This is a genomic window from Paenibacillus sp. XP01, from assembly GCF_057364885.1.
This window is the reverse complement of sequence record NZ_CP139481.1, coordinates 2,706,127-2,721,974: the sequence shown is the minus strand read 5'-3', so window position 1 is coordinate 2,721,974 and position 15,848 is coordinate 2,706,127. Positions and strand designations below refer to the sequence as shown.

The following is a 15,848-nucleotide window of genomic DNA, read 5'->3' as shown; positions in this document are numbered from 1 at the left end:
CTGGGCTGCTAAGACACCCAAAAACTGCGTCTATAGAAACCACGCTTCGCTTCTCCGGATTGTTCTGCCTCTCCGTTAACGTGTGTAGGTTTGTTTACAGATTAACCGTTGCGTTTTTCCTGCTCGCGCAGCTCGATGCGCCGAATTTTGCCTGAATTGGTTTTGGGCAGGTCGGCCACGAATTCGACTTTACGCGGATATTTGTAAGGGGCCGTCCATGTCTTCACATGATTTTGCAGCTCTTTCACCAGCTCGAGCGAGGATTGGGAAGCGTCTTTCAGCACAACAAACGCCTTGACCACATGGCCGCGGATTTCGTCCGGACTCGCCACCACGGCACATTCCCTCACGCTCGGGTGTTTCATGAGTGCTTCCTCCACCTCAAATGGCCCAATCGTATATCCTGAGCTGATAATGATGTCGTCACTGCGGCCCTCGAACCAGAAATAACCCTCTTCATCCACGCTCGCGCGATCCCCGGTTACGAAGTAGTCCCCGCGCAGGTTCGCTTCCTTGCGGCCTTCATCTTTATAATACTCACGGAACAATGCAGGCATGTCTTTATGTACAGCAATGTCCCCTACCTCGCCGGCTGGCTGCGGCTGGCCGTCTTTGTCAACGACCACGACCAAACCTGGCGCGATGGATTGTCCCATGGAGCCAATCCGGACAGGAGCCCCGGAAAGGCTGCCGATCACCAGTGTACTTTCGGTTTGCCCGTACCCGTCGCGAATCGTCAAGTCGAAATGACGCCGGAATATTTCGATCACTTCCTGGTTCAGCGGTTCGCCTGCCGATACCGCGCTGCGCAGGCTGGACAAGTCGAAATGTCCAAGGTCATCCGTTTTGGCCATCAGCCGATATTCGGTCGGCGTGCAGCAGAGTACGTTGATGCGCTGCTGCTGCATTAACTGCAAGTAACGCTGCGGATGGAACGATCCGCTATAGATCAATCCGGTAGCGCCTTTTCCCAAGACGGACAGGAACGGGCTCCAAATCCACTTTTGCCACCCTGGCGCAGCCGTAGCCCAGACAACGTCCGAAGGCTGCACGTCCAGCCAGAGCGTTGACGCAATCCTCAAGTGGGCATATGCCCAGCCATGGCTATGAACGACACCTTTCGGGTTACCTGTCGTTCCGGAAGTATATGCGAGAATCGCGATATCATCACGATGCGTCTCCACGGCAGGCAGCACATCCGGCTGCCCCTGCATCAGCTGCTGAACATGCAGCCAGCCTTCGCCAGGCACAGCTTCGTCTCCTTGCGGTCCGGCAACGATACGGTGTGCGAGCGATGGCAAGTCGGCGTCGATTTTCTCCACTTCTGACGTCGTTTCGTTCCACACGATGACGGCGCGGGCTTCAGAATGGCGGAGACGATATTCCAAATCTTTGGCACGCAGCATTTCCGAAGAAGGAATAATGGCAATGCCAAGCTTCAGGCAAGCAATGTATATAACGTATGCGATGATCCGTCTGGGAACCATGACGAGCACCCGGTCGCCTTTGACGAGACCCAGGCTGCTCAGTCCGGCTGCAAGACGGTTCGCCTGTTTAAGCAGGTCACCATACGTGATCTCTTCCATTTCAGCCTGATCGCTGATCCAGCGAAGGGCAACCCGATCCTGCGGGTGGTTCTCCATCTCCGAGGTCATGTTATAGATTTCCGGTGAAATCCACTGTTGAAAATTCATGGTGAAGCCACTCCTTTGTAATTCCGTGGTATGAATCGGTGTACATTGTTCCATTATACCCTAAATGCTAGGACCTGGTGCCATGAACTGTGCCTAATCCGCAAAAAAATAAACACCGGTCAAATACATGCCTGCATGATCTTACAAATATGGTTTCGAAAAGAATGATATTAAAGCCATGTTAGAGAAATTCATTTGAAAACCATCGTTTCAACATAAAAGAAGCAGCCGTTACAGGCCGCTTCTGATAAATACTCATTCATCTCGCCAAAATCGTTCTAGACGCACGTCATTCTAATTACCATGCATAGTTTCCGATTCCGTCCAATACCGCTTCAATGTCTTGCAGCTCCTGCGTCGTCAGCTCCGGCGCCTGCAAGGCAGCCACGTTCTCTTCGATCTGCGATACACGGCTCGCGCCGATCAAGGCAGACGTGACCCGGTCCCCGCGCAGCACCCAGTTCAATGCAAGCTGCGAAATCGTTTGTTCTCTGCGGGCAGCGATAGCCTGAAGCGCTTCGAATTTGGCAATGCGTTCATCCGTGTACGCTTCCGGACGCAGGCTGCCCGACGGGTTTGCTCGCTCCTCTTTCAGTTTGTCCACGTATTTGTTCGTCAGCTGCCCCCGTCCCAGCGGACAAAAGGCAATTGAACCCACGCCCTGCTCGTGCAGCACATCCTGCAGGCCATCCTCGATCCAGCGGTTCAGCATGGAATAATTCGGCTGGTGCAGAAGGCATGGCGTTCCCAGACTACGCAGAATGCTTACCGCTTCCTTGGTCTGCTCCGCATTATAGTTGGATAACCCGACATACAGCGCCTTGCCCTGTCTGACGATATGGTCCAATGCAGCCATCGTTTCTTCAAGCGGCGTATTCGGGTCCGGTCGATGATGATAGAAGATGTCCACATAATCCAGGCCCATGCGTTTCAAGCTTTGATCAAGGCTCGCAATCAAATTTTTGCGCGACCCCCATTCGCCGTAAGGCCCCTTCCACATATAATAACCAGCCTTCGAAGAGATGAGCAATTCGTCGCGATAAGGCCGCAAATGCTTTTTGAGAATAATGCCGAAATTTTCTTCAGCCGATCCGGGCGGCGGACCATAGTTGTTCGCCAGGTCAAAATGATTGATGCCCAGGTCGAACGCACGCAAAATCATTTCTTCCTGAATATCCAAGGTGCGGTTGCCGCCGAAATTTTGCCATAATCCAAGCGCGATCTGGGGCAATCGGATGCCGCTTCTGCCTGAGCGGGCGTATTTCATTTCATCGTATCGTTGTTCATTGGCAATATAAGTCATGAGCATCTCTCTTTTCTTTTCGGAATGGAAGCCACCTATTTATCTTAGACATTCCACCCGGGACAACGGTATGGCATCACGCTATATTCATATGGAAAAATGATCGTTAAAGTACTATAATACCGATAAATGATAAACATTATATGATAATACATATGTCAAAATGCAAGATGACTACTTTTATAATGGAGCGTGCAGCCTTGATTACGTACATGTTTCGAAACGATCAATTTCAGGATCTCCAGCTGCTCCATTACGGAACAGAACCTTGTACTCCCCGCCATCACTTCGGTCCGGCGATGAGAGATTATTATAAAATCCATTACATCCTGGGCGGCAAAGGGATCTTCAGAGTCAACGGACAAACCCATGAGCTGCGCAAAGGACAAGGGTTCCTCATCGTGCCTCACTCGGTCGTTTATTATGAAGCCGATGCCGACGATCCATGGGAGTACAGCTGGGTTGCTTTCGAAGGAAATGCCTGCGAAATGCTGCTCAGTCAAGCGAGGCTCTCCGAGCATCAGCCCGTGTTCAGCCTGGAGCATGATGAAGAAATGCGCTCCTGCCTGCATCGGATCGTGCACGCCCGCGACACCCGAAAAGGCTGGGAAATCGGCATGCTTGGTTTGCTCTACCAATTGTTCTCCATCTTGGCCGCGTCTTCCGAACAACGCCATGAGAGCAAGATAGAACCTTTTACGAAAGACGCTTACGTCACGCAGGTCATCGATTTCATTGAAACGAATTATGCCAATGCTGTTACCGTGCAATCCATCGCTTCCCAAGTCGGCCTGCAGCGAAGTTATTTGTGCTCCTTGTTCAAGGAGCGAATGGGCAGCAGCATCCAGTCTTACCTCGTCCACTATCGCATGCGCCGGGCGGCGGAATTGCTTTTGGATCAAGGATTCACGATCGGCGATATCGCACGTTCCGTCGGTTACAACGATCAGCTGCTTTTTTCGAAAATGTTCAAAAAAGTAATGGGCAGCGCCCCTTCGCGCTACCGTGAACTAAAAAGCAGCACCTTCCCCCAACGAAACGGTTGACGGGGAGGTGCTGCTTTGATGAATAGTTGAAAGATTACATGGACACGCCCACGACATGTACCCGAATTTCGTTTACGTGCAGCCCGGTGAAGTCCTGAACCTGCTCGCAGACATTTTGCTGCAGCTTCCGGCATACCTCGTGCATTTTGCAACCGTAAGCGACAACGACGCGCAGATGGATGGAGACGCCGGATTCATCCATTTTAATGTCGATTCCCTTTTGCAGGCCTTTGCCCAGAACGCTCTTGGCGATGCCTTCCGACAAACCGGCCGACATCGATGCGATGCCAACCGTCGTTTGTGCGGCCATGGCCGCTATTTTCGATACGACGTCATTCGTGACATGGATCGTACCCGCCTTTAAAGGCTGTGTTTCCTGTGCCGCCAGTCCATTCGTATTCTCTTCTTCGCTAAGGATCGATTGCGTTAATTCGTTCATGATTATCCACTCCATTTCTGCGTTTAGGCATTTTCCCATTTGTCTTTAAAGAATAATTGATAGATGCGAACTAGAATAATTTTGAAAGTCATGTAGACCGGGATGATGATGAGAATGGCGATGATGCCCCCCAGATCCCCGGCGCCCAGCACCAGAATAATGGTTGTCAGCGGGTGAATGTCCAGCTTCTTGCCAAATACATAAGGTGCAACCAGATTATCTTGAATCTGCTGAGCGACCAAAATAATGATAAGCGACCAGATCGCCACTGAAGGCGACTGGATGAGACCGATGATGACGATCGGTATCGCCGACACAATCGCCCCGATGAACGGAACGAAGTTCATGATCACCGCGATGACGGTCAACAATAACGCATACGGCAAACCGATGAACAAAAACCCGACATACATCAGCACGCCAAGAGCCAGATTCACGATCACTCGGCCGACAATGAAGCCGCTTAGAGCCTGATCGATTTCCAATACCACTTCGCGGCTGTCCTTCTGGAACCGTTTCGGCACGATATGAACCAGCTTGCGCCCGAATTTCTCCCCCTGCTTCAGCATGTAGAACAGAATGATCGGGAACGTAAACAAAATAATCGCAAAACTCGAAATGAGCGAGATCGCACTGGAAACATAATCGGTGACGAAGTTGAATCCCTTGTTTACATATTCGGTAATCTGGGACAACGGATTGGAGCTTTCAGGGAACAGGGTTGTAAATATCCCGCTCTGCTCCAGTTCCTTTAATTGTGCGCTCAACGCATTAATCATGTTAGGCGCGTTGTCCACGAGATTTTTCAGCTGATCCCTTAAGGACGGCCACAATCCAACGATGAACAAGGCCAGAATGGCTGCGGAGACCAGATAGATCAGCAGGATGCTGACGGTACGGTTGATCTTTTTCTTCTCCATATAATTCACCAGCGGCCGCAGCAAATAATAGAAGAATACCGACAGCATCATCGGAATTGTAATGACCGTCACCATGGTGACGAGCGGCTGAAAAATAAAGCTCACCCGTGACAACAGGTAGATGTTGATGAGCACCAGGGCAAGTCCGATGCTGATACGAACGAATGAATTTCCTTTAAACAAACATTTCCCCTCCAGCTATCCTTTTTATGGTTATCGGCCAATGCGTTTCTTTTCTGTATGGCCTTCCTATATAAACAGCAATAGTAATCACACTAGGCCACTGCAAGTGCAGCACCATCTTCCGATCGCTGTTATCCCCGGATTTTTTTCCAATCCCTTTTTTAAAGGGGAAATCCGGTGATAAGCCTATGCTTCCGATGCAGCTTTCTTTCAGAAAGCTTTTAGGCGAACGCTTCGCTTCTCCAGATTGGTTCTGCCTCTCCGTTAACGTGTGGATGTTTTTTGCGGTTTATATATCTATCCTTTTTACCTATCCCATTCGGGTCTTTTGTCTTCTACGTTTGAACGTCCGTCTGGTCTCTCTTTTTTTTGTGTCAATATTGAAATATCCTATTTTCACACGACAGTCTCTCCATTTCGTTCGAATTCACCTTCATTTTTTCTTGATTCTACTACTTTTTTTATATGTATTTGGATGAAGCGGCATCATGATCAACATATCCGGAACTCCCCAATAATTGTAACATAATCCACTAGCAAATTCCTTTTCCCCAAACCGATCCCCATCGCCCATTCAAAGGCAAACCAAAAAGGCGCCACTTCTGCCGCGGCGTAGAGCCATGACATGATGGGCGCCTTTTATGTTTTTCTTTACCAACTGCATTTGCCCCGACGGGTTCAAACCAGTTTGGTGTACATGTTTCTCAAATAACGCCAGCGCACAACCGCAAAGTACGCGAGCTGCATGGACGCAAACACCAGGAAAATGCGCAGGCTGTGTCCCAGCACCGAGAAATCGACCAGCTGCTGCAATGCCACAAAGGCGACGGAACTATGGAACACAGCAACCAGTAATGGCAGGAAAAACATCAATACGAGCTGACTGGTCACGATCTTTCGCAATTCGGGACGGCTCAGCCCCATCTTTCCGACCATACGATACTGCTGCTCGTCCCGATCCAGGTCCGCATACAACCGGAAGTAAGTAAAGCTGGCCGCAAAGGTGAAAAACACGATGCCAACCAGGCTGCTAAGTATGAGAATGATCCCGTTCGTTTGCTTCGAATGAAGCCAATTCAACACGAGCGAGGTCGGATAGAAGTACCCCTCGGAAGTTGGCGTGTTCTGGATTTGCTCCAGCAATTCTGCTGCAAAGCTGCGTGTACGCATCCAGTCCTTGACCACGAATTGCGTGATGGTCACCCCGTTATATTCGCTGGAATCGCCGCCAATATAAATGGGGAACAACCTGTCGTATAACTTATCCGAAATGACATAGATGGACGAATTGCCCTCAAACGGCAGCACGATCTCCGTGCCGGGCAGCGTTAACGTTACTTTTTGCCAAACGTCCTCCACATTGAATTCAAGCGTTTCGCCCGTAAAGCTGTTCTCACCAGCCCGAATTTTTTTCCGCTGCTGCAAGCTGCCTGGCGTCAAAAATGCCTCTTGTTCCCCCAACTGCCTTTCCCCGTACCCAAGCGCGGAAGATAGTCGGTTATAATCCTCAAGTTTGATAAAGATCTCCCCATCATACGTATACATAGGTACGTAACTTCCCTTTTCATAAGAAAGTTCATGATCCACCAGCGCTTCCTCTACCATCCGGATATGTTTCGCTTCCGCCGCGGGATCGCCGGCCGCCTCATAACTGAATCCATATGGATTGGTCATGGCCGACAGTCCAGGATCCGCCAAAGCCAGCATCGTACCAATCCCCGTAAATGAAGACGCCGAAATGACGGTCACCATAAAAAACATGACTGCATTATCCTTCATGCGGTAGGTCAGTTCTGACAGAAAGAGCAGGTTCGTTTTGCGAAAAAACAGGCCCGGACGTCTTTTCAACGCACGAATCACATATACGCTGAGCTGCGTAAAGAGCAGATACGTACCGACAATTACGGCCACCACGCTGCCCAGCAGCAGCGGGAAGGAAGGATTGTCCCATACGAAAACAAATACCCCCGCATAACCGGCTAGGATGGCCATTAGGGATAGTGATGCTAACCAAGGCGATGCTTTTGGCTCCGGTTTCGGTTTTTCTTCCGATTTGACAAGGTCGATCAACGTCCCCTTACGGATCAACAACGAAGAGGACAGCGCAATCACCGCAAACAAAGCAAGGAAGGCAAATGCGGTGAGCAGAATGGCCTTGCCTGGAAAATAAAAGGGCAGACCGTTCTCCACGGCCAGCATGGAGCCGCAAATGAGCAGAATCAACTTGGAAAAGATCACACCCAAACCGATGCCCGCCACCGTAGCCGCTGCCCCGATGCACATGTTCTCCAAAAACAGCAACCGATTCATCTGCCTTTTGGTCATGCCCAGAATCAGAAAAATTCCAAAATCCTTTTTGCGCGTTTTCAGAAATGAGCCGACCGAATATAACAAAAACAGAAACGAAAACACAAAGATGACGATCTCCGCTACGATCATTCCCTGATTCGCCAGCATCGTAACCGTGCTGTTCGAACCTTGCAATCCGCTTTTCAAGTCCGGATGAAACAACAAAAGCGCGTAGGTAAAAAAAATCATGACGGAAAACGTGCTGCTGAGAAAATGAGCGAGATAGATGCGCTTGTTCCGAACGACGTTGTTAATGGCGAACTGGCGAAAATTCATGTCCCGTTCCCCCCATCAAAGACAACACATTGATGATTCGCTGGTAGAACGCAGGCCGGTTGTCCCCGTAATGAATTTCGTTGTATAGCTGCCCGTCCTTGATGAACACGACCCGGCTGCAGTAACTCGCGGCCACCGCATCATGCGTAACCAGCAGCATCGTGGCCCGGTCCTCGCGGTTCCGGCGTTCCAGCATCTCCATCACGTCGCGGGCGGCCTTCGAATCGAGGTTTCCGGTAGGTTCGTCCGCAAGAATCAGTTTGGGCCCGTGAATCAGCGCACGCGCGATCGCCGTCCGTTGGGCTTGCCCGCCCGATATTTCGAAAGTACGCTTATCGAGAATGTCCGCGATTCCCAGCTTGTCAGCCAACCTCGCCGCACGTTCGTTCATTTCTTGGACGGATACTCCGTCCAGCGTGAGCGGCAATACGATGTTTTCCTTCACCGTGAGCGTATTGAGCAAGTTGAACGATTGAAATACAAATCCCAATTCCCTGCGCCGGAACAAGGCAAGTTCATCGGCATGCAGCGCAAACGGATCACGTCCTCCAATGTTCAGTTCGCCCGAGGTCGGACGGTCGATCGTCGAGATCATGTTCAGAAGCGTCGTTTTGCCGCTGCCGGACGGCCCCATAATGCCTACGAACTCGCCCTCCTGAATGCTCAGATCGATTCCGGATAACGCTTCGTGAGATACGATGCCTTTATAAATTTTGCTGATTTGCTTGACCGAGCAAATTTCCATGATTTAGAACCCCTTTCATTCCAAAAATCGGCTTGACTCAAACCGCCGTTTTATCGAAACGCAGTTTTCTTTGCTGATCCCAGTCTATCGAAGTTTCCGCTATTCTCCTATGGATTAACCTTTCACGATCATGACATTGTTGTAAGGTTGCCACAAAAGAAAAACGTCCGCGCCTTGTATAGGCACTGACGTCTTCTTGGACAGCGTGTTTCCTAACCGCTTTAACTTTCAAAACGAATCCGTACCAATGTACCTTCCCCCCGGACGGATTCCAGCTCCACCGAATGATTCATGCGGGTCAGCACTTCCTTGACGATGTACAATCCCATGCCGGTAGATTCCTTGAAGTGCCGACCGTTCTCCCCTGTGAAAAAAGGTTGAAACACCCGGTTCAGGTCCGATTTCGGAATGCCCACGCCCCGATCCTGCACCTCCAAAATCACGGCATGCTCCGCCCGGTAAGCTCGCAGCTTTATTTTCTGTTCGCTGCCTGCGGAGTATTTAATGGCATTGGACAACAATTGGACCAGAACGAAGCGCAGCCATTTGGCATCAGACTGTACGACCAGATCGTCTTCGATCTGCATGTCGGGATAAACATGGCTGCGAATAAAAAAACGCTTCAGTTCATGAACAGCGTCTTCGCCCACCGCCTTCAGCCGTACGGGTTCGACGCTGAAATCCTGTTCGAACGTCTCCAAACGCGCGACATACAATACGTTCTCCAATCCTCGCCGGAGTTGGTCGGCTTCCTCGCGAATGCTTGCAAGCCGCAGATCGTCATCCTCCTGACCCTCCACGGTCAACTCGATGACGGACAGCGGTGTTTTCATCTGATGCACCCATTGGTTCATGAACGTCAAATATTCTTGCTGTCTTTGCTCCATCCCGTGCAGCCTTGCATGGTAATGGCCGTATTGGGAGTCCATCAGTCGGTCCAATGCCTGCGTCAACGGGGCGGTTTCGTTTAGAGAGACGAATTCCTGCAAGGAAGTCATCGGTCTGGACATGCGCCGATAAAACTGGCGATGCGATAAATAACGATAGCACAGATAGCCCGCATACAGAAACAAACCCAGAAAAGCCGCATATGCAGCGGTAAGCCAGTGATCATACCCGTCATACCAGAATACGGCGATGACGGCGAGCAATATGGCAAATATCCAAACCGTCAACGCGATATGTTCCCGGATGAACAGCCTCATGGTTCCTGAACCGCTTTCCAATGGTTGATTAACCGATAACCGGAACCCCTTACCGTTTCCAGCGCGTCCGAAATGCCAAGCTCTGCCAAGCGTTTGCGAACACGCGTAACGTTAACGCTAAGCGTATTGTCGTCCACAAAGGAATCGTCCCACAGCTTCTCCAAAATCGTCTCCCGGCTCACCAGTTTGGGACTGCGGCGCAACAGCGTCTCCAGCAAAATCGTTTCTTTTTTCGTGAGCTGGACTTTGGCGTCGCCCCACTGAATCTCCATGCTTTCAAGGTACAATTTCAGACCGTCCAGCTCCACGGTGCGTTCTTCATGCCTTGCCGCGTAGTCGCCGTAGACCCTCCGCAGCTGGCTGCGAATTTTGGCCATGACGATCTCATGCTCGAAAGGTTTGGTGATATAATCGTCAGCTCCGTTTTCGAGCGCCATGACCTGGTCCATTTTGCCGCTCCGGGCCGAAATAAAAAGGATCGGACATGTGGAAACCGTGCGGATCTGCCGACACCAGTAAAACCCGTCATAGCTTGGCAAATTGATATCGAGCAGCACAAGATGGGGCTGCAGCTGCTCAAACTGCTGCAATATTCCTTCGAAATCCAGCGCCTTTACGGCCCTGTCCCCGTATCGTTCAATATGCGAACATAACAAACCCGCAATTTTGGGATCATCTTCGATAACCATTATGGTATACATCAAGCAGTACCACCTTTAACTTATATCATCTATATAGGTTGAACCAGAAATTTACACGAAAACGGAGGGGGCAGAAAGAATCTGCAGAAGCGGAGCTAAAAGCTTTCTGTAAGAAAGCTCCATCGAAAGCATACGCTTCGTGTTTATCACCGGATTTTCCCTTTGAAAAAGGGGATCAAAAAAATCTGGGGATAATAGCGATCGGAAGATGTTTCGCAATCCACTCCAGCACAAATCATATCACAACTGTCCCAGCTGGCAACCTAACAGCGCAAATAAATAAGCGAAGGAGCCCTGTGCGCATAACAAAAAGTGCCGAACAAGCCCCCCATGCACGCGGAAAGCTGCCCGGCACGAATGCCTTCGTTCCATATCCTCATCGGATTGCCTCAAATGTTACATCAACGTGCTTCCACCTGTTTGCGCCAGTTCGTAATGTCTTTATTCAACTGGGTCAGATCGCCGGAAGCCTGCCTTTCGTCCGACAGGCCCGCCTTCCGTTTCAATGCCAAAATGCGATAGACGCTCTCGTCGATGCGGGATTCGTCGAGCTTGCCTTTCTTTACCGCATCGATCAGCGTATCAAAAATCGTCTTTGCGCTTTCGTAACTGTGGGCGACGAGCAAAATATCGCTGCCTGCACGGACAGTTGCCAGGGCGGCTTCATCCAGCTTGAAGTTTTTGGCGATGGCTCCCATGCTGAGATCATCCGTGATGACGACGCCTTGATAATTGAATTTGCCGCGCAAATGTTCGCCGATAATGACGTTAGAGAGCGATGCCGGGTACTTGGAATCAAGCTTCGGAAATAAAATATGGGCCACCATGACCGCCTCGGCGTTCTCCTTGATCGCCGCTTCAAAAGGAATCCACTCCAGCTTTGCCAATTGCTGCTCCGTTTTGTTTACCACAGGCAGCTCCAAATGGGAATCGACCGACGTATCCCCGTGACCGGGAAAATGCTTCACGACCGGAATGATGCCTTCGCTGCGCAGCCCCTTCATCTCGGCCACGCCCAGACGGGACACCAGCTCAGCCGTGCTGCCGAATGAACGGTCGCCAATGACCGGGTTATTCGGGTTGCTGTTTACGTCCAGCACCGGGGCAAAATCGAGATTGAATCCGGCAAGCTTCACCTGCCTTGCCAGCAGCGTGCCCATCTCTTCTGCAAGGCCTGCGTCCTTGGTTTTGCCCACCTTTCCATTGGAAGGAATCGACTTCACCTCATCGGGCATGCGGCTTACCTTGCCGCCTTCCTGGTCTACACCCATCAGAATGGGAACAGGATTGGAGCGATTCGCTTCTTTAATGGATTGCACAAACTTCGCCGTTCCATCCAGCGTTGTCACGTTGTTCGCATATAAAATAATGCCGCCAACCTTTTGGTCGGCAATCATGCGGCGAGCCTGGTCATCCAGCACAGTGCCTTGAACGCCGGCGAGGATCATTTGCCCCACTTTTTCCTCCAGGGTCATTTGGTCCAACTGCTCCTGAACGGGATCATGGTTCTCCTGGGATGGCGTCGTGCCTTCCTCTGGCTCGTTCCCGGGCGAGTTCCCCGCTTCCGGTTGGGAGCCGCTCCCGGCAGATCCGGCTTGGCCGATGCTGTTCCCGGTTCCTTCCTGGCCTGTACCGGCATCGGGACTGGCCGAAGGATTGGGTTGCCCGGATTGTCCGCAAGCTGCCAGCATAATCATCGTGCCCAGCAGCAGGAATAGAACGAAACCCCTGTATCTCTGTCTCGTGCGGTGGTTCTGCTCATTTTGCTTCATATTCAATGTATGTTTGCCTCCTTGTGCGTATCGTGAAGCGAATCAAAGGTTCAGGCCTACCATATCATATGTATCCGTTTTTTCAAAACGAATCTCCCTTGTTCCACCTGACCAACACGTTGCATGGGTGTAACGGTCTGGCAGACATTCACGTTATTCGAAGCGCGGGAACCGATCCCTGGCGGAATGTGGGCAAGAGCGTGCGCGGGAGGTTGGTTTACTATTATGAATTTTTCATATATTGAAATTATCATTATAGTCTCGTAAAATAGCCGCCAATACGGCGGCTGTACGTTGGTTTTCCTTTAATTCCATCGTAATCCTTCATCCGGGTTAAATTATATCTTCGGAATATACTGGCTTCGAACCCGCAGCAATTTTCCCGACGAGGGAGAGAGCACATCCGGATCCGTGCCCAGACCGAAGTAGAAATCACCGTCATATTCCTCGAACGATTTGGCGTACGTGTCCTGTTTAAAACGCAGCACCTCGTTCCATGTGTCCAAATCGGTCGTTTGGTATACCCGGTTGATATATGAGTTGGCGCTTAACCGCGTATACGTCAAAACGTACACTTTGCCGTCGCGAGCGAGCACATCCGTCGGCAAAGCTTTTGCATCAGGCAGCGCAACCCTTCGGGCCTGATGGATATCCGTCATAACGTTCAACGATTTGGGCAGCAGTTGATGGTCGTTGAATACGCTGCCAATAATGTAGACCAGTTTGCCGTTGAAATTCACCTTTTTGCCGATTTTGTTGTACGGAACTGTCCCTTGCTGGTACGTCAGCCCAGGGAGCAGGTTTTTCCCGTACACCACCACTTCTTTCTTTTCCAGCTTTGCGTTGATTTCCAGAATGTTTGTTTTGTCGCCCCAAATTTTGTTGTCCGGATACAACATGGCGGAAGCATACAACTTGCCGTTGATTTCGAATAGCGAATAGGCACGCATTCCGAGCGCATTCATCGTTGCAAACACCTGCCAACTTTCGCCCATGTCGTGGGAAACAAGCACTGTCGGTTTACGATCCGTACCGATGGCGGCAAATAATTTTCCTTGATACCATGCCATGTCATATACATGAATGCCCGAAGGCAAATTGCGGTATTTCGTCCAAACGTCCCCGTCCAATCGATAGAAATTGCCTAATGACCATTCTTCCCCGTCCGAATCATTTCCCGGAATATACAGTTTGCCGTCAAGCACTTTGAATATGTCAATCTGCTCTTCGTCGACTGTCATTTTGGGCGCAGACTTCAGGGACGGGTTGCTGCTTTTTACCGATTGGGTCGTAAACGACGAACCTGCAGCATCATAGTAGATGATGGGAATGGGCCCCGCATTCGGAGATGGACCAGTGTTGCTGCTGTTCCCAAAGCCCAAATAAATTTTCCCGTTGTACAGCTGCATATCCCAAACGTTGTTGGCATAAGGCGCTTTGTTGAACGGTTTGCCCAGAAATTCGATTTTGGAAGTCACGTCGGACGAAGGCCCCGGAATGCTGGATACCTTTGCCTTAGCCATTACCTGCTCTCCCTGCGGCGGCAGTTCCTGCGGTACATGTGATTTCGTCTGAAATTTCCCTGCCGCCAACCATCCCAAGCCCGCGGCAATGGTCAACATGAACGCAATCCACTTGCTATTGCTCTGCATGTCCACTTCCTCCTTCTTGCGTATTCTCATTGATTCCGAGCTATAAACGATACATTTTGTATCCTTTTATACTATGTGAAACCGTACATGCTTGCAACAAAGTCCGCCCACGATGCGCAAAAAAGAGGCAAACTATCCGCTGCCGCCGATAGCTTTGCCTCTTGTAACGATTGCAATATACGTGATACCCGCCTACTTGATAGACAGCTGTACCCCGTCATTCCCGTCTTGCAAGGACATTACTCTGCTTTTACGAGAATCTTAACCTGGTTTTTCTCTTTCAAAAGCGCTTCGAACCCTTCGCTCACGACTTCATCCAAAGAAATCCGTTTGGTAACGAGCTTCTCGGCAGGGAAGAACCCTTTATCCATCAGGCTGATGACGGCCGGGAACACGTCGCGATAACCGATGATGCCGTTTACGGTACGTTCTTTCATGACGATGGAATTCGGCATGATCGGCGCTTCCTTTTCGAAAATGCTGACAATCATCAATTCGCCGCCAATGCGGGTGGAGTTAATCGCCTGCTGCAGAACAGGAGGAACGCCTGTAACCTCATAAGCTACGTTGACGCCGCCATTCGTCCGTTGATGAATCTCATCCACCACGTCGAACTTGGTTGGATCGATGACGATTGCGCCAAGCTCTTCTGCCTTCGCTTTGCGCTCTTCAGACAGCTCGACCACATAGATCTCGGAAGCGCCAGATGCTTTCAGTGCCTCGATGACGAGCAAACCGATCGGACCTGCGCCAAACACGGCTGCGGTGTCTCCTACTTTCAGTTTGCTTTGGCGTACTGCGTGCAGCGCCACGGCTGAAGGCTCAACCAGGGCACCCTGTTCGTACGAAATGGAGTCGGGAATCGGATGGACCATGTTTTCCCATGCCGTCACATATTCGGAGAAACCCCCGCCGCCGCCGGCAAGACCCAGGAAGCCCATCTCATCGCACAGATTGTATCGTCCTTGTTTGCAGGCTTCACAGTGTCCGCAAGCATAGATCGGCTCAACGACTACGCGATCGCCTGCCTTGAAGCGGGTAACGCCTTCGCCAACCTCCACCACTTGACCGGAAAACTCATGGCCCATAACGATCGGTGCTTTCTCCCCTGTTAGCGGATGCGGATCCTGCGCGGGAATGAAAATCGGCCCGGCTGTATATTCGTGCAAATCACTGCCGCAAATCCCGCACCATTCTACTTTTATTTTAACCTTTCCCTTGACAGGGCGGGGTTCTTCAATGTTTTCGAGACGCAAATCTTTAACTCCATGCCAACGAAGTGCTTTCATTTCTTTCATCTCCCAGATGATTTGTTTTAAATTAATTCCGGAAACGTTTCCGTAGTTAAATATGTCACACTTTAGATAACATGTCAAACTTAAATTTCCTTTTATTTAATTAAAAGTTGAACCATTCTCACGATGAACTCCATGTGAAATAAAGCACTTTCATTGAAGCCTATTCATTTTCCCCACAGCTGCAATATTTATGCGGATACATTCGCGCGGCAAGTGTTATAATCTATATATATCCATCGTTCCATATATTACTTCGAACCAAAAA

Annotated in this window: 12 protein-coding genes; 1 reads left to right on the top strand and 11 read right to left on the bottom strand. The window is 50.4% G+C overall.

The window, feature by feature from the left end; genetic code table 11:
• Positions 1 to 101 precede the first annotated feature (101 nt).
• Positions 102 to 1,694: an acetate--CoA ligase gene (locus SNR34_RS12665; RefSeq protein WP_486182030.1), complete on the bottom strand. Its 1,593-nt coding sequence runs from the start codon at positions 1,692 to 1,694 to the stop codon at positions 102 to 104.
• A 298-nt stretch (positions 1,695 to 1,992) separates the two neighbouring features.
• On the bottom strand, positions 1,993 to 2,997 hold the full coding sequence (locus tag SNR34_RS12660; RefSeq protein WP_486182029.1) for an aldo/keto reductase: 1,005 nt from the start codon (positions 2,995 to 2,997) through the stop codon (positions 1,993 to 1,995).
• Positions 2,998 to 3,167: 170 nt separating this feature from the next.
• On the opposite strand from SNR34_RS12660, the gene SNR34_RS12655 reads away from it, so the two are divergent.
• The gene (locus tag SNR34_RS12655) at positions 3,168 to 4,043 is read left to right on the top strand and encodes an AraC family transcriptional regulator (RefSeq protein ID WP_486182028.1); all 876 of its coding nucleotides are present in this window, start codon (positions 3,168 to 3,170) and stop codon (positions 4,041 to 4,043) included.
• 34 nt (positions 4,044 to 4,077) lie between these two features.
• On the opposite strand, the gene SNR34_RS12650 is transcribed toward SNR34_RS12655, so the two are convergent.
• The 9 genes from SNR34_RS12650 to SNR34_RS12610 form a co-directional block, all read right to left on the bottom strand.
• Positions 4,078 to 4,482 carry an Asp23/Gls24 family envelope stress response protein gene (locus tag SNR34_RS12650; protein WP_236419553.1) on the bottom strand — a complete coding sequence of 135 codons (405 nt, stop codon included), beginning with the start codon at positions 4,480 to 4,482 and terminating at the stop codon, positions 4,078 to 4,080.
• Positions 4,483 to 4,505: 23 nt separating this feature from the next.
• Positions 4,506 to 5,585 carry an AI-2E family transporter gene (locus SNR34_RS12645; RefSeq protein ID WP_339277843.1) on the bottom strand — a complete coding sequence of 360 codons (1,080 nt, stop codon included), beginning with the start codon at positions 5,583 to 5,585 and terminating at the stop codon, positions 4,506 to 4,508.
• Positions 5,586 to 6,263: 678 nt separating this feature from the next.
• Positions 6,264 to 8,210, bottom strand: coding sequence for an ABC transporter permease (locus SNR34_RS12640; RefSeq protein WP_486182027.1), 1,947 nt, complete (start codon positions 8,208 to 8,210; stop codon positions 6,264 to 6,266).
• Positions 8,185 to 8,955, bottom strand: a complete 771-nt coding sequence (locus SNR34_RS12635; RefSeq protein ID WP_339277839.1) for an ABC transporter ATP-binding protein — start codon at positions 8,953 to 8,955, stop codon at positions 8,185 to 8,187. The genes SNR34_RS12640 and SNR34_RS12635 overlap by 26 nt, the downstream gene beginning before the upstream one ends.
• Positions 8,956 to 9,176: 221 nt before the next feature.
• The gene (locus SNR34_RS12630) at positions 9,177 to 10,160 is read right to left on the bottom strand and encodes a sensor histidine kinase (protein WP_236419545.1); all 984 of its coding nucleotides are present in this window, start codon (positions 10,158 to 10,160) and stop codon (positions 9,177 to 9,179) included.
• Positions 10,157 to 10,861 (bottom strand): response regulator transcription factor, encoded by a 705-nt coding sequence (locus SNR34_RS12625; RefSeq protein WP_339277836.1) that lies wholly within the window; start codon positions 10,859 to 10,861, stop codon positions 10,157 to 10,159. The genes SNR34_RS12630 and SNR34_RS12625 overlap by 4 nt, the downstream gene beginning before the upstream one ends.
• Positions 10,862 to 11,262: 401 nt before the next feature.
• A complete protein-coding gene (gene nagZ / locus SNR34_RS12620) occupies positions 11,263 to 12,633 on the bottom strand; it encodes a beta-N-acetylhexosaminidase (RefSeq protein WP_486182448.1) in 1,371 nt (456 codons plus the stop codon).
• A gap of 338 nt (positions 12,634 to 12,971) precedes the next feature.
• Complete coding sequence (locus tag SNR34_RS12615; RefSeq protein ID WP_486182026.1) at positions 12,972 to 14,285, bottom strand: hypothetical protein; 1,314 nt, start codon at positions 14,283 to 14,285, stop codon at positions 12,972 to 12,974.
• Between the two features lie 239 nt (positions 14,286 to 14,524).
• Entirely contained in the window at positions 14,525 to 15,574 is a 1,050-nt protein-coding gene (locus SNR34_RS12610) for a 2,3-butanediol dehydrogenase (protein ID WP_236419539.1), read from the bottom strand.
• Positions 15,575 to 15,848: the final 274 nt, after the last annotated feature.